Annotated in this window: 21 protein-coding genes and 2 pseudogenes; 13 read left to right on the top strand and 10 right to left on the bottom strand. The window is 66.0% G+C overall.

The features are described 5' to 3' along the window. Nucleotides 1-74 precede the first annotated feature (74 nt). The gene (gene msrA / locus B7E02_RS00935; protein WP_080791935.1) at nt 75-728 is read left to right on the top strand and encodes a peptide-methionine (S)-S-oxide reductase MsrA; all 654 of its coding nucleotides are present in this window, start codon (nt 75-77) and stop codon (nt 726-728) included. 295 nt (nt 729-1023) lie between these two features. Here the strand turns inward: msrA and B7E02_RS00930 are convergent, their stop codons facing one another. From B7E02_RS00930 to B7E02_RS00920, 3 genes are read right to left on the bottom strand one after another with little or no spacing between them, the layout of a single operon-like run. Continuing rightward, nucleotides 1024-1569 carry an NADPH-dependent FMN reductase gene (locus B7E02_RS00930; protein ID WP_080791933.1) on the bottom strand — a complete coding sequence of 182 codons (546 nt, stop codon included), beginning with the start codon at nt 1567-1569 and terminating at the stop codon, nt 1024-1026. 25 nt (nt 1570-1594) lie between these two features. Then, nucleotides 1595-2257, bottom strand: a complete 663-nt coding sequence (locus tag B7E02_RS00925) for an HAD family hydrolase (protein WP_080791931.1) — start codon at nt 2255-2257, stop codon at nt 1595-1597. A gap of 18 nt (nt 2258-2275) precedes the next feature. After that, nucleotides 2276-4138, bottom strand: coding sequence for an alpha/beta-hydrolase family protein (locus B7E02_RS00920; protein WP_080791929.1), 1863 nt, complete (start codon nt 4136-4138; stop codon nt 2276-2278). A 195-nt stretch (nt 4139-4333) separates the two neighbouring features. Between B7E02_RS00920 and B7E02_RS00915 the strand changes: the two genes are divergently transcribed. Both B7E02_RS00915 and B7E02_RS00910 read left to right on the top strand, forming a co-directional pair. Continuing rightward, nucleotides 4334-5287: an L-lactate dehydrogenase gene (locus B7E02_RS00915; RefSeq protein WP_080791927.1), complete on the top strand. Its 954-nt coding sequence runs from the start codon at nt 4334-4336 to the stop codon at nt 5285-5287. Between the two features lie 117 nt (nt 5288-5404). Further along, nucleotides 5405-7279, top strand: a complete 1875-nt coding sequence (locus B7E02_RS00910; RefSeq protein ID WP_080791924.1) for a pyruvate kinase — start codon at nt 5405-5407, stop codon at nt 7277-7279. A gap of 12 nt (nt 7280-7291) precedes the next feature. On the opposite strand, the gene B7E02_RS00905 is transcribed toward B7E02_RS00910, so the two are convergent. From B7E02_RS00905 to B7E02_RS00895, 3 genes are read right to left on the bottom strand one after another with little or no spacing between them, the layout of a single operon-like run. Next, nucleotides 7292-8374, bottom strand: a complete 1083-nt coding sequence (locus B7E02_RS00905; protein WP_080791921.1) for an SDR family oxidoreductase — start codon at nt 8372-8374, stop codon at nt 7292-7294. Next, nucleotides 8371-9144 carry a meso-2,3-butanediol dehydrogenase gene (gene budC / locus B7E02_RS00900; protein WP_080791919.1) on the bottom strand — a complete coding sequence of 258 codons (774 nt, stop codon included), beginning with the start codon at nt 9142-9144 and terminating at the stop codon, nt 8371-8373. Before budC ends, B7E02_RS00905 begins: the two co-directional genes overlap by 4 nt. Then, nucleotides 9141-9857 (bottom strand): SDR family oxidoreductase, encoded by a 717-nt coding sequence (locus B7E02_RS00895; protein ID WP_080791917.1) that lies wholly within the window; start codon nt 9855-9857, stop codon nt 9141-9143. The genes budC and B7E02_RS00895 overlap by 4 nt, the downstream gene beginning before the upstream one ends. 133 nt (nt 9858-9990) lie before the next feature. Between B7E02_RS00895 and B7E02_RS00890 the strand changes: the two genes are divergently transcribed. From B7E02_RS00890 to B7E02_RS00855, 8 genes are all read left to right on the top strand, one after another. Continuing rightward, a complete protein-coding gene (locus B7E02_RS00890; protein WP_080791914.1) occupies nt 9991-10452 on the top strand; it encodes a MarR family winged helix-turn-helix transcriptional regulator in 462 nt (153 codons plus the stop codon). Between the two features lie 99 nt (nt 10453-10551). Beyond that, a complete protein-coding gene (locus B7E02_RS00885) occupies nt 10552-11313 on the top strand; it encodes a glycerophosphodiester phosphodiesterase family protein (protein WP_080791911.1) in 762 nt (253 codons plus the stop codon). Continuing rightward, complete coding sequence (locus B7E02_RS00880) at nt 11297-12211, top strand: DUF5926 family protein (protein WP_080794331.1); 915 nt, start codon at nt 11297-11299, stop codon at nt 12209-12211. Before B7E02_RS00885 ends, B7E02_RS00880 begins: the two co-directional genes overlap by 17 nt. Nucleotides 12212-12332: 121 nt before the next feature. Then, nucleotides 12333-13412, top strand: coding sequence for an LLM class flavin-dependent oxidoreductase (locus B7E02_RS00875; protein ID WP_179129622.1), 1080 nt, complete (start codon nt 12333-12335; stop codon nt 13410-13412). Next, on the top strand, nt 13409-14722 hold the full coding sequence (locus B7E02_RS00870; protein ID WP_080791906.1) for an LLM class flavin-dependent oxidoreductase: 1314 nt from the start codon (nt 13409-13411) through the stop codon (nt 14720-14722). The genes B7E02_RS00875 and B7E02_RS00870 overlap by 4 nt, the downstream gene beginning before the upstream one ends. A gap of 157 nt (nt 14723-14879) precedes the next feature. Further along, a complete protein-coding gene (locus tag B7E02_RS00865) occupies nt 14880-16064 on the top strand; it encodes a tyramine oxidase subunit B (protein ID WP_080791905.1) in 1185 nt (394 codons plus the stop codon). An 11-nt stretch (nt 16065-16075) separates the two neighbouring features. Continuing rightward, on the top strand, nt 16076-17248 hold the full coding sequence (gene solA / locus B7E02_RS00860) for an N-methyl-L-tryptophan oxidase (RefSeq protein WP_245802113.1): 1173 nt from the start codon (nt 16076-16078) through the stop codon (nt 17246-17248). 26 nt (nt 17249-17274) lie between these two features. Beyond that, on the top strand, nt 17275-18768 hold the full coding sequence (locus tag B7E02_RS00855; RefSeq protein WP_080791899.1) for an APC family permease: 1494 nt from the start codon (nt 17275-17277) through the stop codon (nt 18766-18768). 33 nt (nt 18769-18801) lie between these two features. Here B7E02_RS00855 and B7E02_RS00850 read toward each other — a convergent pair whose 3' ends face one another. From B7E02_RS00850 to B7E02_RS14835, 3 genes and pseudogenes are all read right to left on the bottom strand, one after another. Beyond that, nucleotides 18802-20052 carry an LCP family protein gene (locus B7E02_RS00850; RefSeq protein WP_179129621.1) on the bottom strand — a complete coding sequence of 417 codons (1251 nt, stop codon included), beginning with the start codon at nt 20050-20052 and terminating at the stop codon, nt 18802-18804. A 23-nt stretch (nt 20053-20075) separates the two neighbouring features. Beyond that, a pseudogene (locus tag B7E02_RS14465) lies at nt 20076-20501 on the bottom strand (CPBP family intramembrane glutamic endopeptidase); the annotation flags it as partial. Nucleotides 20502-21122: 621 nt separating this feature from the next. Continuing rightward, nucleotides 21123-21599: pseudogene (locus B7E02_RS14835) on the bottom strand (amidase family protein); the annotation flags it as partial. Nucleotides 21600-21639: 40 nt separating this feature from the next. Here B7E02_RS14835 and pheA point away from each other — a divergent pair. Both pheA and B7E02_RS00835 read left to right on the top strand, forming a co-directional pair. After that, nucleotides 21640-22599: a prephenate dehydratase gene (gene pheA, locus B7E02_RS00840; protein ID WP_080791890.1), complete on the top strand. Its 960-nt coding sequence runs from the start codon at nt 21640-21642 to the stop codon at nt 22597-22599. A gap of 3 nt (nt 22600-22602) precedes the next feature. Beyond that, the gene (locus B7E02_RS00835; protein ID WP_080791888.1) at nt 22603-23277 is read left to right on the top strand and encodes a histidine phosphatase family protein; all 675 of its coding nucleotides are present in this window, start codon (nt 22603-22605) and stop codon (nt 23275-23277) included. Between the two features lie 53 nt (nt 23278-23330). Here the strand turns inward: B7E02_RS00835 and B7E02_RS00830 are convergent, their stop codons facing one another. Then, nucleotides 23331-23543: a hypothetical protein gene (locus B7E02_RS00830; protein WP_143336585.1), complete on the bottom strand. Its 213-nt coding sequence runs from the start codon at nt 23541-23543 to the stop codon at nt 23331-23333. Between the last annotated feature and the right edge of the window lie 88 nt (nt 23544-23631).

Here is a 23631-nt window from a genome sequence, read left to right as displayed (position 1 = left end):
GGAATATCGCACGCCACCAGCTGGTTGTGCAGGGTGACAATGTTGGACAATCGCTCAAGGAAGGATCCGAGACGATGGCATGGTTTTTCACACCGCAGCCGGAGATGGTCTCACCCGGGAACGCACTCAAGGGCGGAAGCCACCCCGTCCTGGAGAATCCGCAGCCCCACACCGTCCTGGGAACACCGATAACCGGGCCCTGGAGGCAGGGGCAGAAAAGAGTGTGGATCGGCCTGGGCTGCTTCTGGGGAGTGGAGCAGATGTACTGGCAGATCGACGGGGTGGAAAGCACCTCGGTCGGCTACGCCGGCGGATACACCCCCAACCCGACCTACCGTGAGGTCTGTTCGGGACGCACCGGTCACACCGAGATCGTGGAGGTGGTCTACGACCCGGAGAGGGTCAGCCTCGGACAGCTCGTCGCCGCCGGTCTCGAGGCGCACGACCCCACCCAGGGCTATCGCCAGGGCAATGACGTGGGAACCCAGTACCGCTCCGCCTTCTATACGGAGACCGAGGAGGACGCCGACATTGTTCGCGGCATCGTCGCCTCCTATGGGGAGACGCTGCGGAGGCACGGTTTCGGGGAGATCACCACCGAGGTCTCCGTGATCGAACCCTCGGATTATTACCTCGCCGAGGACTATCACCAGCAGTACCTGGACAAGAACCCCGAGGGTTACTGCCCCCAGCATTCAACGGGAATCCCCTGCGGGGTGGAGGGCTGAGCGAGCTGGAGGGACGCTCTCCGGGTTTCGAGTCGACCCTCACCATGGGTCGGCGCACGGCGGGGCCTTCCGGGGCACGGCACCTATGTGCTCCTTTTCGATTCTGCGGCGACGGAGAGTGTTCGAAAGGCGATCATCGGAACCATGTTCACCCTGGATCTCGTCAGGGAGAAGGAGAGCCGCATTTGGGGGTTTCCCGGGCAACGCGGTCCCGGGGCGCGCCGTACCCGGGACCGCGTCCCCTGCGGCCCGGAAAGACGGGCCCCGGCCCGGCACAGGTCAGGGTGTCACCCGCCTATCGCTTCGCCGCGCTGATCAGGGCAGCGAGCAGATTGTCCAGCTCGGCGGAGCTGCGCTCATTGGGGTTGAATCGGCCGTCACGGACGTCGGTGAAGGTGGAGAAGCTCAGCTGCGCGCGTACATCGAACTGATTGAAATTGGCTACGATCTGGCGCCATTGCTCGACGGCGCGGATGCCCTGGGCGGCACCGTAGGAGACGAAACCCACCGGCTTGCCCCGCCACTCACCGCCCAGCACATCGTAGGCATTCTTGAGGGCGCCGGGAACGCCGTGGTTGTACTCCGCGGTGATGAGAACGAAGGCATCGCAGGAATCGATTGCGTGTGACCATGCGGTGACGTTTTTATCCGCGTAGTGCTTGTTTGCGGCGCCGGGGACGGTTTCCACATCGAGCAGGGGAACGTTGAACTCCTTGAGGTCGATGAGCTCGAAGTGCACACCCTCATCCTCGCGGAGTGCCACCTGGTCCATGATCCAATCGGCCACCCCCTTTCCGAACCTGCCGGTGCGGATACTGCCGAGAATTACTCCAATTTTCATAACATCCCAGCCTAGGCCAAGGTGGTCATTGCCCGTCGGGGGTCCGGAGGAAGTCCAGCTCATCGAGGGAGATGACATCCGCACGGTCATCATGTCCGCTGCGGTCGAGGTACCAGGCGGTCCATCCCAGCGAACGGGGGGTGGCCACGTCATTGGACCAGTCATCGCCGATGATCGTGGCGGTGGTCGCGTCCAGGGTCGCCAGTGCGCGTTCATACATCTCCGGGCGTGGCTTGGCGGAGTCGAGCGTGGTGGCCGCCAGCAGCGTGACTCCGGGCAGGTCGAGTCCGGTGCGCAGCAGTTTCCTGCGCTGCAGCTCCTCGGCGCCGTTGGTGAGGATGCCCACAGGACGGCCCGTTATCACCGCGCGCTTCAGCGCGCGGTGGGCGTCGCCGAAGGCGCGCCAGTTGGCCTCGTAGGCCCGGAGGTAGCCGGAAAAGATCCGGTCGCAGGCGGCGTCGTCAAGCTTTTGCCCGGTGTAGGCCCGGATCCGATCACGCCGCTGGCCGGGGATGGTGGTCTCACCGCGTTCGAAGCGGGCGAAGCCCCATTTGTCCAGCTCGATCCAGCGTTCGACATCGGCCTCCACACCGATCTCCTCCGACCAGCTGAGAACCGCGGCGCGTGCCGCGGAATCGTGGTCGATGAGGGTGCCGTCGAGATCGAAGAGAATCGCCCGTGACTTCATGCCCTACGACTCTAGCGGCTACCTTTTCACCGAGTTCTCCCGGATCCACTGCTCGCCGCGGGTCCGCAGCCCGGGGGTCAGTACCGCGGGTACACCCTCACGTCGGCCGAGGAGGGCGGCCCAGTAGTCGAAGAACTCCCCGTGGTAGTTGTGTCCGTGGCCACCGGGGACATCGACGGAGACAAGCAGATCGAGGGCTATCTGCCAGCCGGTGACAAAGGGTATCCAGCGCAGGCGCGGGAAGACGTCGAGCCGCTGCGCATCCGGTGCCGCAACACCCCTGCTCCCCGGCTCACGCAGCCAGTCAGGGCAACGGTAGAACAGCTCGGTGTCCCACCAGACCACGGGGTCGGAGGCGTGGGCCGCGATGATCATGCGCGGCCGCTGCCAGTGCTTTTCATAGGGTCGCCCGCGGTAGTCACAGTCCAGATGCCCGGGGTGTGCGACGAAGCGGATACGCCGGCCGCCGTCGATCAGCGGCAGGCGCTCCGGACTGCCTGTGTCCCTGCCCCTGACCAGGGCACGCATCTCCGAGCTGAACCTGGGGGTGCCGGAAAGCAGGACGCCGTCCCCGTGGTTGAGCAGTTCGCCGACCTCGCCGTAGGCTCCCGCGGTGCCGTAGGCGCCGAGGGATTCGCCGGAGAGGTAGAGCCGCGGACGCGCCGTATCATCGGCGCAGCGTCGGGCGATTTCGGTGTTGAGTGCGTCGATTAACTCTCTGGCGGCGGAGATGGGGGCGTCGTTGTCGCGGTACCAACTCAGAGCACTGGGTAGATAGGAGTACTGCAGGGAGATGGTCGCGCAGTTGCCGCCGGTCAGGAACTCGACGGCTGCGGTGGACCAGTCGGTGATCCACCCCGTCCCGGTCGATGTGGTGATCACGATGGTGTCGCGGCGCAGGGCGCCGGTGCGGTGTACCTCGGCGATGATCAGCCGGATCTGTTCCTCAAGGCTGCGTCCGGGTACCTTGCCCACGAAGATCCGGATCGGCTCGTGGACGCGTGCGTCGCTGAGCCCGGTGACCCTGGCGATGTCGGCGCGTCTGGGGCCACCGGATAACACCGCGCGGCCCTGCGCCCCGACGGCCCCCCAGCGTTCGAGTGACCAGGGGCTGCCCGATCTCTCGGGTTCCCGCGGCTGGGTGGTGCCGGGAAAGACCATCTGGTTGAGCCGGGCGGCGTTGCGGGCGGCGTTTCCGAGCATGCGCCGCAGTACCACGCGGTCCCCGAGGATGAGCACACACCCTGTGATCATCCCGATGGCGATGGGCCAGCTCAGCCACCTCACCCACGGCGGGAGCAGTCGCATGCACAGGTCCCTGATGCGATCGGTGCCGGCCTGTGACAGCTCACCGAGCAGCAGCAGGGCGCCGTAGCCGAGAGTGCCCGCGGCGATGCCGCCGGCCATCTCGACGGCACCGCGGTTGTGCATCCCCATCAGCGCCGCCTGCTGGTTCTGGCGACGGGCGTTCACCGCGATGCAGACCACGGTGATGCCGGCGAGCAGGCCGTGCGCCAGGGCGAATCCGGGAACCGGCCCGGTGGCCACGGCCCGCCTTAACAGCTGGTGAACTGCGGTGGCCGTCGCGTGTCCGAGCGCCTGGCACACCGCGGTATCGGCCGCGGTCACCCACCAGGGGCGGGGCAGCAGGGATGGTGAGATTGCCCACCAGGTGGCCATCTCGGCGCCGAGCAGACCTGCGGACATGTTTCCGGGCAGGTGTCGGCGGCGCACCATGCGCACCGCAGGTAGCAGTTCCGCGGTGGCGTCGAGTGCGGCGACCGCGCCCCGGAGGGAGGACCTGCTTATCGACGCCCACAACCGCCTCCCCCCGGGGAGGCGGAGTGCGCTAAACGGAACTACGCTGAAGTTCAACGCCATAATCCGCAATAGTGGCAGAACCCGTGGCGTTGTGCAGGATCGAGCGGAGTGCGAAGCTGTGATGTTCATCCAAAATGTTTGATCGGGCAGCTATTCCCTCCAAAAGCAGGCATAATTAAAACTGTTCAAACAAATTCACGCTCCTGGGCATCCCCTTGACGTTCTAGGCCCGCCCGGGTTGAGGAGGAGGGCAAGATGAAAGAGACCGTCGGAAACAAGATTGTGCTCATCGGTGCGGGTGACGTCGGAGTGGCGTACGCCTACGCACTCGTCAACCAGGGCACCTGCGATCACCTCGCGATCATCGATATCGATGAGAAGAAGCTCGAGGGCAATGTCATGGACCTGAACCACGGCGTCGTCTGGGCACAGTCCAGGACCCGGGTCACCAAGGGAACCTATGAGGATTGCGCGGATGCCGCGATCGTGGTCATCTGCGCCGGTGCCGCCCAGAAGCCGGGCGAGTCCCGCCTGCAGCTGGTGGACAAGAACGTCCACATCATGGAATCCATCGTCGGTCAGGTGATGAAGAGCGGCTTCGACGGCATCTTCCTCGTCGCCTCCAACCCGGTGGACATCCTCACCTACGCGGTGTGGAAGATCTCCGGACTCGACTGGCACCGCGTCATCGGATCCGGCACCATTCTCGATTCCGCACGCTTCCGCTACATGCTCGGCGAGCTCTACGAGGTTTCGCCCAGCTCGATCCACGCCTACATCATCGGCGAGCACGGCGACACCGAGCTCCCCGTCCTCTCCTCTACCACCATCGCTGGCGTGTCCATGCGAAAGATGCTGGAGAAGGACCCCGAGCTGGAGGGACGCCTGGAGAAGATCTTCGAGGACACCCGCGACGCCGCCTACCACATCATCGACGCCAAGGGATCGACCTCCTACGGCATCGGCATGGGCCTGGCCAAGATCACCCGTGCGATCCTGCAGAACCAGGATGTCGCACTTCCGGTCTCCGCCCTGCTGCACGGTGAGTACGGCGAGGATGACATCTACATCGGTACCCCGGCGATCATCAACCGCGGTGGCATCCGCCGCGTCGTCGAGCTGGAGATCACCGACCATGAGATGGAGCGCTTCAGGCACTCCGCGGACACCCTGCGGGAGATCCAGGACAAGATCTTCCCCGCCTCCTAGAATCCGATAACCGGACACACCGGCACCCCGAAGAATCTTCGAGGTGCCGGTTCGCTGATTCCGGTGCACAATGAGGAGCAGAAAAGACTCGTGTTGGGGTGAAAACAAGGAGAAGTAATGGGCACGTTCGACAGGGATCACCTGATTGAGCTCAAGGACCACGTCGACCGGCTGCTGACCGAACTCGCCGAGGTCACCAAGGAGCATAAGGACGAGGTGGACAGGGTTGCTCCGACCCACTACGTCGGTGCCATCAATCTCGTGCACTACGCCCACCTGAGGAGCCGGGATCTCAGCGGTCTGCAGAGCCGCCTGGCCGCCATCGGATCCACCCGGCTGAGCACCACCGAACCCAGTGTGAAGGCACGCCTCAAATCCGCCCGCAATGTGCTGGGCGCCTATCTCGGCGAGGGTCCGATCTACACCACCAAGGAGGTCGTCGATGCCTTCTCCGACGCCGACGAGATTCTGGATGAGCACTCGGAGGTCCTGCTCGGCGCACCCGTCCCCGACACCCCCTCCTGCATCATGGTCACCCTGCCCTCGGAGGCGGCCCACGACATCGGAATGGTCCGCGGCTTCGCCGAAAGCGGCATGGATCTCGCCCGCATCAACTGTGCGCACGACGATGAAACCGTGTGGAAGGCGATGATCGACAATGTCCGCACCGTCGCCGGGGAGATGGGAAGGGAAATCCGGGTCTCCATGGACCTTGCCGGTCCGAAGGTGCGTACCGGTGCCATCGCGCCGGGGCCCGAGGTCGGCCGCGCACGGGTGACCAGGATGGAAACGGGCAAGGTGCTCACACCCTCCAAGCTGTGGATCACCCCTGTTCCCGCCGAGGGGGGAAGCCCCGAGCCGGTTCCGGGGAATCTGCCTGGCCGACCCGCGCTCGCCATCCAGGTCAAACGGGAGTGGTTCGAAGCGCTGAAGGCGGACAGCGTGATCACCCTGCACGACAACCGCGGGTCAAAGCGGGTGTTCACCGTGGTCCGCACCTTCGCGGGGGCGGTGCTCGCACAGGGGGAGCGCAACGCCTACATCGCCAACGGCACGCTCCTTGAACATGACTATGAGCGCACCCGCGTCCATGGCATCCCGCCGGTGGTGCAGCGCGTCAAACTCCGGGTCGGCGACCGACTCTTTCTCACCTCCGAGGAGATCGAGTACGATCCCGCGGCGGGCGCGGGCAGGATTCCACGGCTCAGCTGCACCCTGCCGCAGGCCGTGGACGCGGTGAAGGTGGGGCACAGGGTGCTCTTCGATGACGGCTCGATTGCCGCGGTGTGCATTGACAAACGTGAAACCGAGGGGGGAACGGAGCTGGAGCTGGAGGTCACCAGGGCGCGTCCGCAGGGAGTCAACCTCGGCGCCTACAAGGGGATCAACCTCCCGGATTCGAACCTGCCGCTGCCGAGCCTGAACGAGGAGGATCTGCAGCACCTGCGCTTCGTCGCCGCCCATGCCGACATCGCGGCGATCTCCTTCATCCGCAACACCGAGGATGTTGAGTTTGTTCTGCAGGCACTTCGCGATATCGCCGCGGAGACCGGTGATGAGGAGGCCATCCGGCGCCTGGGCCTGGTGCTCAAGATCGAGACCATCCCGGGCTTTGAGAACCTCGCGCAGATCCTGCTCACCGGTATGCAGCATGAGAATTTCGGCATCATGATCGCCCGCGGGGACCTGGCGGTGGAGCTCGGTTTCGAGCGCATGGCGGAGGTGCCGCAGCTGATCATGGCGCTGGGCGAGGCCGCCCACATCCCGACCATCCTGGCCACCCAGGTCCTGGAGAACATGGCCAAGAACGGTCTGCCCTCGCGCGCCGAGATCACCGACGCAGCCATGGCGCTGCGGGCCGAGTGCGTGATGCTCAACAAGGGCCCGCACATCAACGACGCCATCAAGGTGTTGCGCAAGATGAGCAAGAAGCTCGGTGCCTCGCAGCGCAAGAGTCGCATGATGCTGCGGAAGGTCCGCAGCTGGGAGTAGACGGTCCGCCGCCTACCTGCCCGGAATGATCCGGCGGTCGGCGAGGTCGTCGAGAAGCTCGATGATCCGCGGGATGCTGTCGTGGCAGCCGGTGAATCCGGCCCTGCGCACCTTGATGGTGGAGGAGACGTTGTCACCGGGCGCGTTGAGTATCGCGTCGCCGAAGTTCCAGTCCACCAGCGTGTCCCAGGGGGTGCGCCGCAGACCGTGCCTGTCGACGATTCCCTCCCACACCCCGGCGTAGGCGGGCATGTGCTCGCTGAGTCGGAAACCCTGCGGCTCCCCCGTCGGGATGCCGTAGTGCCCGGCGATCGCCTCGAACAGCTGCCGCCAGCGGAAGACATCGCCGTTGGTGAGGTTGAAGGCCTCACCATGGGCGGTGGCGGTGCCACCCGCCCAGTCGGTGGCGTCGGCAAGCAGTGCGGCATCCGATACCTGGTAGAGCACCCGGTCGTAGGTGTGCCCGCTTCCGGGGAAACGCAGCGGAATGCCCAGCTCACGGGTGATGGTGACATAGGCAGCGAGCACCATGAGCAGATTCATCGGCGTCCCGCGCGCGTACCCCATCACGCCCTCGGGGCGGAGGATGGTGAAGGCGAAACCGTCCCTGTCCGCGCGGGCGCGCAGTAGATCCTCCTGGTCATAGTAGAAGTTGGGCACGATCAGCCGGGGATCGTCCTCCCTGGCCGGGGTGGCAAACCGGCCCAGGTGGGCGCCGTAATACTTCATCCCCTGGTAGAGGGTGACGTGCTCGAGTGGCGCACCGGCCGCGGCGAGGGCGTCGAGGGTGTTGTTGAGCAGTGCTACATTGGTGGCGATCTGCGCCCGTGGCTCCTCCTGCTCGATGTAGGCGGCAAAGACGAGGCGGGAGGTGTCCGCCGCGCCGGTCAGCGCCGCGGCGGTGGCATCGGCATCGAGCAGATCGGTTCCCAGATGAGTCCAGCCCGGCGAGCCCTCCGGTGGTCGCCTGCTGATCCCGCGGGTGGTCACGCCACGGGAGGTGAAGTGCCTGATCACGTTTCCGCCGATCACTCCCCCGGAGCCCGCAACCAGGACCACCGGGTTGTCACCATCCGTCGCCGGTGTGCCCGTCATGCGTGCGGCTGTCCGGTCGAGGCGCTGGTACCACCGTCGACGGTGAGGATGCTGCCGGTGATGTAGGACGCGTCATCGGTGGAGAGGAAGAGCACGGGTCCGACCACATCCCCGGGGCGCCCGACCCTGCCGAGGGCGATGCGGTTGAGGAAGGGGCCGAGGTTGTCCTCATCCTTCCATATGCCGGAGGTCATGTCCGTGGCGGTGAACGCAGGGGCGACGGCGTTGAAACGCACGCCGCGGTCACCGTAGTCCAGGGCCAGCGAGCGGATTAGCCCATTGACCGCGTGCTTGCTGGCGTTATAGGCCGCCTGCCCCCAGTCCCCGGCGAGCCCGGACACCGAGGAGATCGCTGTCACGCTGCCCTTTGAGGCAACGAGGTGATCCGAGGCCGCGGCGACCAGGTGGTAGAGGCCGTCGACGTTGACGGCGAACTCCGACCGCCATTGATCCTCGGGCAGGTCGGCGAGTTCGCCGCCGATGTAGATGGCGGCGTTGCTCACGATCACGTCGATCCCGCCGAAGTGCCCCACCGTCTCCGCAACGAGCCTGTCGACGCTACCGCGGTCGGACACATCGGCGGTGATGGCCACCGCGCGTTCCGGGGCCGCACCGGAGATGGTCTCCTCCAGTGGTTCGAGGCGTCGCCCGGCGGCGACGACCCTCGCACCGTTGTCCAGAAACCCGCGGGCGATCTCCCGCCCCATGCCCGATCCGGCTCCGGTGATGATGACGGTCCTGCCCTCTACCGCATAGGTGTTGGTTGTCATGCCAGTGGTGCCCCTCCCTCGACGTGAATGGTTTCCCCTGTCACAAATCCCGCGGTGAGCAGCCAGAGCACCGCGTCGGTGATGTCGCGGTTGCGTCCGACCCGCTTGACCAGGGTCCCCTCGGCGGAGCTGGACAGGAATGCCTCCTTGTCCGCAGCACCCATGGAGTCCCAGCTTCCGGAATCGATGACACCGGGGGAGATGGCGTTGACCCGCACGGGCGCGAGCTCCACCGCCAGATGCTTGGCGGCGAAGGAAACCGCGCCGTTGGTGATGCCCATGATCGAGTATCCCGGAGAGGGCTTCCATGCCGCCTGGCCGGAGAACAACAGAATCGAGCCGTGCGCGGGCAGTCGGCCCGCGGCGTGCTTGGCCAGCAGCAGAGGTCCGATCACCTTCGTCTCGAATGCGGTGACGGTGGCGTCGTGCTCGAGCTCGGTCACGGGGACGTTATGGTGGGCCGAGGTCGTGATCACGATGTGGTCGAGGGGTGCGGCCGCATCGAGAGCCGCGGTGACGGACCCCTCATCGGTGATGTCGATCAGGACGTGTTCGGCGCCGGGGATCGACGCGGCGGCAGATTCCGCCTTCGCGGCGCCGCGCGCCCCGATGACGGCGGTGCCGCCGGCGTCCGCAACGGCACCGGCCACCGCCAGGCCGATGTCGCGGGCGCCACCCACGATGAGTACGCGCTGATTCTGCAATGAATCCATCTGTTGTGCCCTTCTGGTCCGCGGTCGCAGCATACTTGCGTACGACGGTTACTTTCATGTGCAACTTAAAGTGTACGTACTCCTCGCCGCCTGTGCCTGCTGATAGCATGAGCGGTACGGAAAGGGGTGTCGGATGGCCCAGGATGCGCGCGTGGTCGACGGACGCACCGGAATGGCGCAGCGCTGGTGCGCACTCCAGGTGCTCCACGACCGGATAGACACGCACATCGAGCGGTCCCTTCAACCACTTCACGGCCTCAGTGTCAGGGAATACTCCCTGCTGGAGGTCCTGTCCAGGCAGCACAACGGGATCGGCGGGCACCTCCAGATGAAGGAGGTCGCCCATGCGGTGGGGCTGAGCCAGAGCGCCACCACCCGCCTGGTGTCCCGGCTGGAGGGTCGGGGGCTGCTCTCACGGTTCATCTGTGCCACCGACAGGCGCGGAATCTACACCGAGATCACCGGGGAGGGGAGCGCGCTTCTCGACCTCGCCCGCCCCACCAGCGAAGCGGCGCTCCACGAGGTGCTCGACGCCCTCGAGGGCGATCCGGAGCTGCGCGCCTTTGTCCGTGTGCTGCGCGAGGAGGTCGGCTGAGTACGTTCGCGCTGCGAGAACTCCGTGTCGGGGGAATACTGGGACGGGGATGTTCGCCCCCGCACAGTAGCACCGCAGCAGCGTAGGAGATTATCGAGAATGAAGATCATTGCGCACCGGGGACTGTCCTCGCAGTACCCGGAGCTCACGGAATCGGCTTTTGTCCACGCACTTGAACTACCCATCCATGGGATCGAGACGGATCTGCGCCTGAGCAGGTGTGGGGAACTGGTAAACATCCACGATCCGGTGATCAGCAGGGTCTCCGACGGTCGGGGCCGGGTCTCCGCGATGGATCTGACCACCCTGCGCACCTTCAACTTCGGGACCAGGCAGGCGCCGGAGCGGGTCCTGACCCTCGACGACCTTCTGGACATCATGGAGGATTATCCCGACAAGCACCTCTACATCGAGTCCAAGCATCCCATGCGCTACTCGATCATGCTCGAGGAGCAGATCGTGCGGGTGCTGCGCTACCGGGGGCTAAGTGAGGATCCCCGGATCCATGTCATCTCCTTCTCGCTGCCCGCCATTCACTGGATGTCCAGGCTCGCGCCCTCCATCGACCGTATCCACCTGCGCCGCGCCTGGGAACGCTGGATCAACCCCACCGACCGGCGTCTGGGTGATCCGACGGGCCTCGGGCTGTCAATTGAGCGTGCCAGGCTCAATCCCTCCCTGATCGGTCGGAAGAACCTTCCCACGTACCTCTTCACCGTCGATAAGCCCAGGGACGTGCTGTGGGCGCAGGACCATGGGGTGGACATGCTGGCCACCAACGTCCCCGATGAAGTGGCGCAAGTGTTGGACACCGGTGTCGCACCCGCCATGTACGCTAATGCGCATGGCAAAGAAGAATAAAAAGAGTGAGCAGCTGCCCGAGGGCATGAGCCGCCGTCAGGCGAAACTCGCGGCCCGTGCCGCTGAGCGGGAGGCGCTGGATCGGGAGCCGCGGCCCTTCGAGGGCCTGGCCATGGAGGCCGACCTCGTGGCCCTGCAGGAGTTCATTCCCTCCGCGACCGCGCCGCTGGACATCAGGGGCAGCGACCGCACCGTCACCGTGTGCACCGTCCTGCCCGGCGCCGTCGCCGCGCTCGTCCGCGATGAGGAGCACGGCAGTGAGGCATTCGTGGCACTGCAGCAGGCGAACCGCTCCAACACCCCGGGCCGGGACCTCGCGTTCGCGCTCAACTGGATCCGCGCCGCCGCCGCGGGCACCTCCCTGACCACCGCGAAGGCCGACGGGACTCAGCCGGAACTGACCGAGCTTATCGACGCCTCCGCGACCCTCACCATCACACCGCACCAGGACTTCAACTGGTGGCTGGCCGAGGGGGACACCCAGTCGCCCCAGGTGGCACAGCACATGCAGGCCGCGAATGAATCCATCCTGCCCTCCCACCCCGTCGAGGTCGACGTGCCTGGTGCGATCTGGTGGGTCAATCCCGGAGGAAAGGCCCACATCCGCTGGGTGCGCACCGAGGAGGAGAACGCGCTGCTGCTCGCCCTGGCCCGGATCGCCGCGCGCGGGGAGCTGCACCTGGGCGCGGACACCAGGTTCGCCGGGGTCTTCCGCACCCACGGAATCACCGTGCCGGTGTGGGATCTCGATCCGGAGCGCCCGCACACCGACTACGCCGACGCGATCCTTGCACTCAACGCCGCGATCGCCGCCGAGCTGGCCAACGACGCCCAGTTGACGCCCGAGGAGCGCAGGCAGCTGGAGAACATCAAGTCCCGCCAGGTCACCATCAGGTAGCTCGGCGCAGCCGGTTTCTTTCTCCCCAACTTGAATGCTTGGCTCCCCCGTGCCGCATCCGTTTCTATGGAAGCAGCCAATAGACAACACGGTCTGTAGTGCAGGCAGGGAGAAAACAACAATGAGCCAACCATTCACGCTGGGGATCCACATCGACGGACTCGGCAGTCATCCCGGTGACGCCGGGGGAGAGGATGCGGGATCGGGCGGCGCGCTTGATGCCGCCCGAATCCAACGCATCATCTCCCGGATTGAATCCGCGGGCTTCAGCTACGCCACCTTCGCGGGGTCGCACCTGCCCGGTGCGGCTCCGCGTCTCGATTCGGTGCAGCTCGGCGCCTTCGTCGGTCCCTCCACCTCGCGGCTGGGGCTGATCGCGCAGATCCCCGCGACCTATCTCGAGCCCTTTCACATCGCCACCCAGCTGATCAGCGTCGACTACGCCACCCGGGGGCGCGGTGGCTGGCTGGTCTCCGCTGAGAACTCCGCCGCGGCCGCCGCGCAGTACGGGCGGGTGGAGCTCTCGGAGGAGCAGCTGGGCCGGGAGATCGATGATGTCGTCGAGGTTGTCCGCCTCCTGCAGGATTCCTGGGAGGTTGACGCCGTCATCCGTGATCTTCCCAGTGGCCGCTACATCGACCGCGACAAGCTGCACCCCGTGGATTTCGTCGGTGCCTCCTTCTCGGTCAGGGGGCCGGCGATCACGCCGCGGCCGCCACAGGGGCAGGTCCCGATCATCGCCGACCTCGACGCCGCACCCGACGCCACCTCCGGCGCGCGGGTGGACGCGGTGCTGGTGGCGGCGGAGGCCGCGGTGATCGACCGGGCGCGTGCCGCCGTCGACGGGGCCCGGGTGATCGCGGACCTTGAGGTTGTCGTTGATTCCCGCGGCGAGGCCGCTCCGGATCGCCTCGCGCGCCTGGATGCCGTTGTTCCCTGGGCCACGGGAAAAGCCCGTTTCGCCGGCTCCGCCCCGGAACTTGTGGACAGGATCACCGAGCTGGCACAGGTGGCTGACGGCGTGCGGCTGATTCCCGCGAGCCTGAACGAGGACCTTGATGAACTGGTCCATGTGGTGCTGCCGGAGCTCATCGCCCGCGGCGTTCTCACACCGCCGGCAGCCGGGGCGACCCTGCGCGAGGTCTTCGGTCTCGGCGCTGCACGCAACATCTTCTCCGACGAGGGGGTGCTGGTCCGATGACCTCCACGATCAGCGGTGAGATCCAGTTCGGCATCTTCTTCCACGGAGTCAACTTCACCACCATCTGGCACTGGCCGGAAAGTGGCGACCAGATCGATTTCGAATCCTTCCGCCGCTTCGCGCAGACAGCGGAGCGGGGCAAGTTCGCGGCGTTCTTCCTCGGGGAGGGGCTGCGGCTGCGCGAGCATCTGGGGCGGCTGCATGATCTTGACGTCGTCGGGAGGCCCGACGCCCAGACTGCGGAGGCGGCGCTGGCAGCGGTGACCACCCGGCTCGGGTTGGTGGCCACGCAGAGCACCACCTACAACGATCCGGCGGACCTGGCCTACCGTCTTGCCAGTCTCAACCATCTCAGTCAGGGCCGCAACGCCTGGAACATCGTCACCACCCACAATGCGTGGACGGGGGAGAACTTCCGCCGCGGGGGCTATGTCAGCTACGAGGACAGGTACCGGCACGCGGATTCCTTCGTCACCGCAGTCAAGGAGATCTGGCGGGCGGGTGAGCGCGGGGAGCCCGGGCTGCGCTACAGGGATGACTTCTATGATCTCGATGTCCGCCGTACGCTGCCGCTGGTTCCGGGCGGGCGCCCGGTGCTCTTCCAGGCCGGCGACTCGCCGTCCGGTCGTGATTTTGCGGTCAGGCACGCCGACATCATTTTCTCCGCGCACCCCGAGTTCGGCGATGCGACCGCCTTCGCGGCCGATATCGAACAGCGCGCGCTCAGGGCGGGGCGCGCGCCCGGGTCGGTGCGCCCCTTCCCCGGGTCGACTTTTGTGGTGGCCGACAGTGAGAAGGAAGCACAGGACAAGTGGTACGAGGTCAGGCGGGCCCAGATCACCCCGCAGACCGCGGTGGCGTACCTGGAGCAGTTCTGGGGACGCGAACTGCAGGACTTCGATCCCGACGGACCGCTTCCCGATGTTGACCCGGTGATCACGGATGCCGATGTCACCAGGGGCAGCGGTTTCCAGGCCAACAACACACGAAAGCTTATCGACGCCTGGCGGGGGCAGGCCCGCGACCGCGGCTGGAGCATCAGGGAGTTTGTGATCAACCACACCAACCGCGGCAATGACACCAACGGTTTCGTGGGCACACCCTCCTCGATCGCCGATTCGCTGCAGCGATACGCGGAGACCGGAATCGTCGCGGGCTTCAACATCAGCCCCTATCTCACCCCGGTGGGGCTGGATGAGATCGTCAACCTGCTGGTGCCCGAGCTGCAGGACCGCGGAATCTACCCCCGCGAGTACGCGGGCACCACCCTGCGGGAGCATCTCGGACTCTCCGAGGAGGTGCCCGGCTGACCCCGACACCCCCTTTCTATTAAGTGATAGTTATCACCGGGGTGCGGGTTGACCGCCATTTCCATACGGGCCTACTCTACCTATTAACCGATAGAAATTGATTCGGATCATCATTTTCTCATCGGCAGGAGAGAACAACCTGAGGAGATGGACAGAAATGACTGAAGTGATCGCCCGCCCGGCAGAGGCGGGGGGTGCGCAGGCGTCGGCGTCGACACGCATAGACACCCTCCTTCTCAGCGAACCGGACATGGTCAGGGTCGGGGTCAGGGACATGCCGGCGTGCGTGGACACGATGGAGGAGATGTTCAAACTCCTCGCTGTCGGCGACTACCGGATGGCGGGAGCGGGCAACAATTCCCACGGTGCCATGGTGATGTTCCCCGATGAATCGCCCCATCCACGAATGCCCGAGAACACCACAGACCGCCGCTTCATGGCGATGCCGGCCTACCTCGGCGGTGGCTTCCACACGGCCGGGGTCAAGTGGTACGGCTCCAACATCGCCAACCGCGAGGCGGGGTTGCCGCGGTCGATCCACACCTTCGTGCTCAACGACGCGGACACCGGCGCACCCCTGGCCATCATGAGCGCCAACCTCCTGTCCGCCTACCGCACCGGTGCGGTCACCGGGGTCGGTGCCAGGCACCTGGCTCGTCCCGAATCCACCATCGCGGGCATCGTCGGCCCCGGTGTCATGGGCAAGACCGCACTCGAGGCGCTCGTCGCGGTGCTGCCTGACATCGATACGGTCCAGGTAAAGGGCCGCAGCGTCGCCGGACTCGACAGTTTCATCGCCTGGGTCAGAAAGACGCTTCCGCAGATCACCAGAATCGTCGTCGCGGACACCGTCGAGCAGGCGGTGCGCGGCGCCGATGTCGTCGTCTACGCCACCACCGCCCCCTCCGGTGCCGCCAACTACCCTCTCATCGACCCCGCCTGGCTCTCACCAGGCGCATTCGTCTCCCTGCCCGCATGCACCAACATGCCGGACGGGTACCTCACATCGGGCGCGCCGAGGCTGGTGGTGGACAACCGCGGCCTCTACGAATGCTGGCTGGAGGAGTTCTCCCCCGGGGCATATGAGACGGTGGGCATCATCGGCACGAAGTTCCTGGAGCTCGAGCGGGCCGGCCTGCTCGGGGACGGCGCCGTGATCGATCTCGCCGATGTGATCCTGGACAAGAGTCAGGGACGGCGCAGCGAGGAGGACACCGTCATCTTCTCCGTCGGGGGCATGCCGGTGGAGGACGTGGCCTGGGCCACCGCACTGTATCGCAGGGCGCTGGCGCAGGGGGTCGGACAGACATTCAATGTCTGGGACGCCCCGGAACTGGTTTAGGGGGGATGGCCATGACCGAACACGGCACACAGGTCGACATTGCCGTCATCGGCGCGGGATCCATGGGAGCCATGGCGCTGTGGCAGCTCACCGAGCAGGCGGCGGAGGGAACCTCGATCCTCGGCATCGAGAAGCACGGCCGCATCCACACCAAGGGGTCCTACTCGGGGGAATCGCGGCTGTTCAGGGTGGCGCTCAAAGAGGGAGGGCAGTACGTACCCCTCGCCATGGAGGCGCGGGAGCTGTGGAATGAGCTCTCGCGGCGAAGTGGCAGGGACGTCTTCCTCCCGATCGGTGCGCTCAACGTCGGGCCGGCGGACCTGCCCGATATCCTCGCCGTCCGCGAGGTGATCGCCGCATTCGACCTTGATCACGAGATCCTGGACGCGGGCCGGCTCCGCGCCCAATTCCCGCCGTTCGACGTCGATGACGATGACATCGGCATCCTCGATCCCGCCGGCGGTGGTCTCCGGCCCGAGCTCGCGGTGGCCACCGCGCAGCAGCTCGCGATTGACGCGGGCGCCGTGCTCTGGGACAACACCGATGTCACATCCATCGAGCAGATCGGCGACACCGTGGTTATCAACAGCTCCGCGGGCATCGTCGAGGCGCGCTCCGTGATCGTGGCCACCGGCTCCTGGACCGGGCAGCTCATCCCTGAACTGCGCGAGCACATAGCCGTCACCCCGATACCCCTGACCTGGTACCTTCCTCTCGACATCGAGGCATTCACACCGGAACACCTGCCCGTGTTCCTCAGGGATATCGTCACAGGTGACACCGGATTCCACGTATACGGCGCACCCACGCTCGACGGATACAGCGTGAAGATCAGCCCGGGCGTCCACGGCCACACGGTGGACACCCCCGATGAGATTCCCGCCGACCTTACGCGGGAGGAACTGGAGCTCTTCGCGGAACAGGCCGGGAAGATGGTCACCGGCATCATCGCCTCGCCCGTCCGCGTAACCATGCACCATGACGGGTTCACCCCCGATTCGAGCCCCATCATCGATGTTCTCCCCGGCACCTCCATCACGGTCGTCGCTGGTATGAGCGGCCGTGGGATGAAGTTCGCCCCGGCGTACGGCCGGATGGCCGCGGAACTCGCGCTGACCGGCCGGGCGCGTGCGCGGCCGGACTCCTTCACCGTCACCCACCACATCACACCGGCCACATCCTAAAACCCCCGCTCGTGAAAGGACCCTCCATGTCCACGACCAAAACAGCTGTCCCGGTCACCGGAACAGAAATCAAGGGCGGAACCCTCTCCGTCACCTCCATTGTTTTCATGGTCATCGCCGCCGCGGCCCCACTGACGGTCATCGGCGGGGCGCTGCCCATCGGGATAGCCACCGGCAACGGTGCCGGTTATCCGACGATGTACGCCATCAGCGCCGTCATTCTCATCCTCTTCTCCGTCGGTCTGACCACCATGTCACGGCACATTCCGGAACCGGGGGCCTTCTACTCCTACGTCGAGGCGACCTTCGGTCGCAGGATCGGCATGGGCACCGCCTACCTCGCGCTTTTGACCTACACCGCCATCCAGATGGCGGTGTACGGGTTCCTGGGGGCGCAGCTGGCCCTGCTGTTCAGCGCGGTCGGCCTCCCGATCCCCTGGTGGGTGTGTTCGCTGGCGGTGATCGCGGTCGTCGGTTTGCTCGGCTACCGCAACATCGAGCTGAGCTCGAAGGCTCTCGGACTCGTTCTCATCGGGGAGATCGCGATCACGCTGCTCATCGTCGCCGCCGTGATCTACCGCGGTGGTTCCGATGGGCTCGGTGTCGCTTCCTTTACCCCCGAGCACGTGTTCTCCGGGTCCCCGGGGGTCGGCCTCATGCTCGCCATGGCAGGGTTCATCGGATTCGAGGCCACGACGGTCTTCCGCGGCGAAGCGAAGGACCCCGATCGAACGATCCCCAGGGCCACCTACATCGCTGTGGGCGTCATCGGGGTCTTCTACACGATCTCCGGATGGGCGATCGTGGAGGCATGGGGAGCGGACAACGTCGTCGCCGAGGCAGTGGCGGACCCGGAGGGAATGGTGGCGACCACCGCCGTCAACTACCTCGGCATGTGGTCCGGAGTTGTGGTCCAGGTCCTCCTGCTGACCAGTCTCTTCGCCTGCGTGCTTTCCTTCCATAACGTGCTCACCCGCTACCAGCACGCCATCTCCATCAAACGCGGCCTGCCGCGGCAGCTCCGCTGGGTTCACCAGACCTACAATTCCCCGCACCTGTCCTCCTTCGTGCAGACCGCGACGGTGGCTCTGATCACCGTCGTGGCCGGCATCATCGGGATGGACCCGGTCGTGCACATCTTCACCTGGCTCTCCGGTCTGGCAACCTTCTGCATCGTGCTGCTCATGCTGCTGGTGAGCATCGCCGTGATCGTCTACTTCCATAAGCGACCGGAGCTGGCGGAAAGCCGCTGGAAGAAGTTCGTCGCACCGTTGCTGTCCGTGATCGGCCTGGGAATCGTCGCCTTCTTCCTCGGCACCAACCTCACCGATCTGGTCGGCGGGGACTCCGTGGTGGCGCTGTGCCTCGCAGTGTCCGCACCGATCGTGTTCGCACTCGGGGTCGTGTTCGCCAGGTTCGTGCCCGAGCTCGACGTCGAGCGGATTCAGCGGCGGCGTGAGAAGAATGCCCATCTCCATCGATCGCAGGTCGCGGAAACCGAAGAGGACAGGATCAGCTGAACCCTCCCTCCTCATCGCCCGCGGACACCACCGCTATCGCAGTGAGGTGAAGAGCTGTTCGGAGGCGGCGTCATCCCAGAGCACGACGCTGCCCACGTCATAGTCGGCGAACCCGGCGATGGGGATCGTTTCGGTGATCATACCGCCGCGCATCGCCAGCGCCAGGCGGGCGAGATGCCAGATATGGTCACCGTTACCCACCGTGAAGGTGCCCACCGCGTCGCCTAGCAGTGGGAACATCCGGAAGGGATTGAGCAGGGTGGCCGGCGAGGTCACGGTGCCGAGGAGGGCGGCGAAGAACTCCCGCTGCCTGACCACCCTGTCCAGATCGCCCATGGCGGTGGCGCGGGTGCGCACATAACCCAGTGCGGTGGCCCCGTCGAACTCCTGGCAGCCCGCCTGTACGTTGAGGTTGGCCAGGGGGTCGTCGATAGGCTCGGCTGGGCACAGCTGCACCCCGCCGACCGCATCGACCATGTTTGCCAGTCCACCCATTCCAATCTCGGCGTAGTGATCGATGCGCAGGCCGGTCGCCTCCTCAACCGTCTGGGTGAGCAGCTGCGGCCCGCCGACCGTGAAAGCCGCATTGGCCTTGTCCATTCCATAACCGGGGATATTGATGTAGGAATCCCGTGGGATCGACAGCAGGGTGGGCTCACCGGAACGCGGAATATGCAGGACCATGATGGTATCGGTGCGTCCGAGTCCGATATCCCCACCGGTGCCGAGGCGGTCGATGTCCTCCTGGCTCAGGCCCTCCCGGGAATCCGATCCCACGAGCAGCCAGTTGGTGCCCGCGGTGTTGGACACCCGGGTTGCGGGTGTCGCATCGACCCGGTTCAGCCGGGAATCAGCCCAAAGAGCGCCGGCAAGGGAGAGGACCAGCACCGCCGCCAGGATCAGGCCGAGCCATCGCAGGCAGCCACCGGGGCGACGGTGCGGACGGGGTGCTGGTTGGCGCCTGACACCCGGTTGGGCAGCTGGCACCCGGCCGATCTGGCTTGGTTGGTGCGCGGGGTGCTGCGCCGGGGGTCGTGTGTGGTGACCCGCCTGGTGCCCTGCCGGCGGATTGTAGATCCGGGTCTCATTGATGGGTGGAGGAACCTGCCGGGGTGGCTGCTGACGTGGCTGCTCATGCCGGGGTGGCTGCTGACGCGGCTGCTCATGCCGGGGTGGCTGCTGACGCGGCTGCTGTCGACGCGCACGCACCGGCCGACCGTAACGGTCGACGATCGGTCGGCCGTGACTGTCGCGGGCGTAGTCCCCGTGTCCACGTTGATCCATGTTTATACAGTAGCCTCTCTCCCCTAGAGCCCAAGCCAGCTCAGGTCACCGCCGAGGGCCGAATAACCGACGAAGGCCACGGCGTCGATAAGAAAGTGCGCGATCACGAGAGGCCACACCTTTCCGGTGCGGTGGTAGAACCATGCGAAGACCACACCCATGACTATGTTGCCGAATCCGGCGGAGACACCCTGGTAGAGGTGGTAGGACCCGCGCAGGATCGCCGAGGCGGCAATGGTGGCGGGGACAGTCCATCCCAGCCCGCGGAGGCGGGTCATCAGCCACATCACCACCACGATCTCCTCGCCGAAGGCATTGGCCGCGGAGTAGATGAGAAGGACGGGGATCTCCCACCAGGGACTGTCCAGGGTGGTGGGGATGACCTGCTTGGACAATCCGAGATGGATGGCGCTGACGTAGAGAGCCAGGCCCGGGATGCCGATCAGGGCGGGGGGGGGGGCGGGGGGGAGGGCGCGGGGGGGGATGCCGGGGGGCGGGGTCGGTGGGGGGCCGGCGAGCATGTGGAACGGGCTGGCCCGGGGGGTCCAGCGGGGTGGTGCGGGGAAATCGGCCTCCGGGCCCAGCGTGGAGAAGTGGCCCAGGGGTGGGGGCGGGAATGCGAGGGTGGGGCTGATGACCACGTCGACGTCCCAGGCCCCCAGGACGATATCGCCAACCGAGTCGAAGGCCCGCACCGCCTGTCGCAGTTCGGGTGTGGAAATGGAGAGGCCGAGTTCGCGGAGCCAGGTGACGATCGGGCTCGCGGGCCCCTCGATGATGCGGGAGCGGGCGGCGAGGACCTCGGTGAAGGCCTCGAAGGCCCAGGTCCCGTAGGGGCGGGTGAGCGTGCTCAGCCGGTGGCCGGCGGGTTCCAGGCGGCCGGCTGCGGTCTCGATCGTTGCGGTGGTGCGGGCGTCGACAGGCACGTTGGCGTGGAGCGGCTCCAGCAGCACCCCGATGCGCAATGGCCGGATCGTCGGTGGGATGCGGTGCAGCCGCGCCTGCGTGGCCAGGTCGCGGGTGAGGAACCCCTGCGCAACCGGTGTGCCGCCGCGGGAATCGTGCGCCGGTTTCAGCCCGACGAGTCCGCAGGCCGCGGCGGGGACGCGGATGGAGCCGCCACCGTCGCTGGCGTGGGCGGCGTCGACAAGCCCGCGTGCAACTGCGACGGCCGCACCCCCTGAGGAACCACCCGGGGTGTGGCCGGGAAGGCGTGGATTGTCGGGAGCGGGCATGCCTACGGGTTCGCAGTAGGCGGTCATCCCCAGCTCGCTGGTCTGGGTCTTGCCCGCGATGATCGCCCCTCGGTCGATCAATGACTGCAGGAAGGGGTCGGTGTGGGTGGCGGTGTACGTGCGCGATGACGATCCGTGCGAGGTCGGCATGCCCGCCACATCATGGAGATCCTTGGCGGGGATGATCATCCCGCCCAGGTCACCGTGGCCATGACCGACGACACGGGCGGGATCGAACCAGGCGAAACCGTGCTCCTCCGGGGTGAGGCCCGCGACAGTTTCGGCGAGCGCTGCGACGCCAGGGTGTGACATGAGGTTCCACGATAGCGTTTGCCGGTTAAGCTGTGAAACCATGAGTGTCACGCCACATGAGCCCATCACCGTGTCCTATCTCGGTCCTGCGGGAACCTTCACCGAGGCGGCATTGCTGAAACTGGCCGCCCGCGGGGTGTTCGGCTCCGGTGAGGTGATCCAATTGCCGGTGTCCACCCCGCAACAGGCCGTCGATGCCGTTCGCGCCGGGGACGCCGAAGCTGCCGTCGTGGCGATCGAGAATTTCGTTGACGGCCCGGTGACGCCCACCTTCGACGCCCTCGACCAGGGCTCGGCCGTGAACATCTTCGCCGAGGAGGAACTTGAGGTGGTCTTCACCATCATGGCCTCAGACGGTGTCGCGCTGGATCAGGTGCGCACGCTGGCCACACACCCGGTGGCACACCAGCAGATCAAGCACTGGATGGCGCAGCACGCGCCCCAGGCCCGGTTCGTGGCCGCGAGCTCCAACGCCGCCGCCGCCCAGATGGTTGCGGAGGGAAAGGTGGATGCCGCCGCAGCACCCGGGCGTGCCGCGGTGCTGTTCGGCCTGACTCCGCTTGCCGACGACGTCGCCGACGTCCGCGGCGCCCGTACCCGCTTCGTTGCCGTACGCCGCCCTCAGGCTGTGCCCCCGCGCACCGGGACTGACCGCACCTCGGTGGTCTTCGCCCTGCCGAATGAGCCGGGCAGCCTCATGCGGGCGCTCAACGAGTTCGCGATCCGCGGCGTGGACATGGCGCGCATTGAATCGCGACCGACCCGGAAAACCTTCGGCACCTACCGTTTCCATGTTGACGTCGTCGGTCACATCACCGACATCCCCGTCGCGGAGGCCCTGCGTGCGTTGTACCTCCAGGCCCACGATCTGGTGTTCCTGGGATCCTGGCCGGCTGCGCTGGCCGATAGTCGCGAGGACGCGCTGTCCGCGGACCTGGCCAGATTGAGGGAAGCGGACGACTGGGTCCGTGCCGCTGTTGAGGGAGAGGTAAGAAACTAGATCATGGCAGGCAGAATCATTCTCATCCGGCACGGACAGACGCACAACAACGTGCGGCACCTGCTGGACACCCGCCCGCCGGGGGCGGAACTGACCGAGGTCGGGCGTCGGCAGGCATTGGGGGTCGGCGCGGAACTGGCCGACTACTCCGGTGAGCGGCTGGCGCACATGTACAGCTCGATCGTGCTGCGTGCGCAGCAGACCGCGGTGCTGGCGGCCGCCACCTTCGAGAAAGCCAGATCATTGGAGCCGGGCACCGTGCCCCTCGACGTGGTGGCCGGTATCCATGAGATCGATGCGGGCGACTACGAGATGCGTGGCGACGACCAGGCGCACCAGGACTATTCCACCACCCTGAACGGCTGCCTCCACGGTGACCCACGCGCCGCGCTGCCCGGCGGTGAGACCTACCGCGACGTGCTGGATCGCTACCAGCCCACGCTGGAGCAGATCATGGACAGCCACGATCTCGACGATGACCGCGATGTGGCGATTGTCAGCCACAGCGCCGCGATCCGTATCGTGGCCACCCACGCCTCCGGTGTGGATCCGAATTTCGCCTTCAACACCTACCTGGGTAATGGGCGCTTCGTGGTGCTGGAACCGGGCGGACGCAGTTTCGGCCGGTGGACCGTGGTGCGCTGGACCGACGCGCCGTTGCCGTGGTTGGAAGGGTGAACGGCCGATAACCCCGGACGGATCAGCAGTCAGGTTCTGCGAGAATGACACTGCTAGAGTTCGGGTGCCAGCCATCCGACGCGGAGAGCACGGATGAATGTGGGAATCCATGCCGCATAGCTGCGGACGAAAGAATCAGCCGCCCTGGCGCTGGGGAAGGCTCCCAGACATCGGAAGTATTCCTCGGCGATGGTGATGCCCGGGCTTGTGGGTTCTTCACCCGGAAAGATGAAAAAATAGAGGTCACTCGGTTGTTCGGATCGCACCTTGTTCCTATCGGTTTCTGGAAAGACCCGAACTCCCTCCACAGTCATGGACAACCTTCGCCCGAGTTTCTTGATCATCCGAGAAGTG

The sequence above is a fragment of the Corynebacterium pacaense genome, from assembly GCF_900169525.1.
Classification (GTDB): Bacteria; Actinomycetota; Actinomycetes; order Mycobacteriales; family Mycobacteriaceae; genus Corynebacterium; species Corynebacterium pacaense.
The sequence above is the reverse complement of the archived record's forward strand: the minus strand, read 5'-3'. Positions and strand labels throughout refer to the sequence as shown.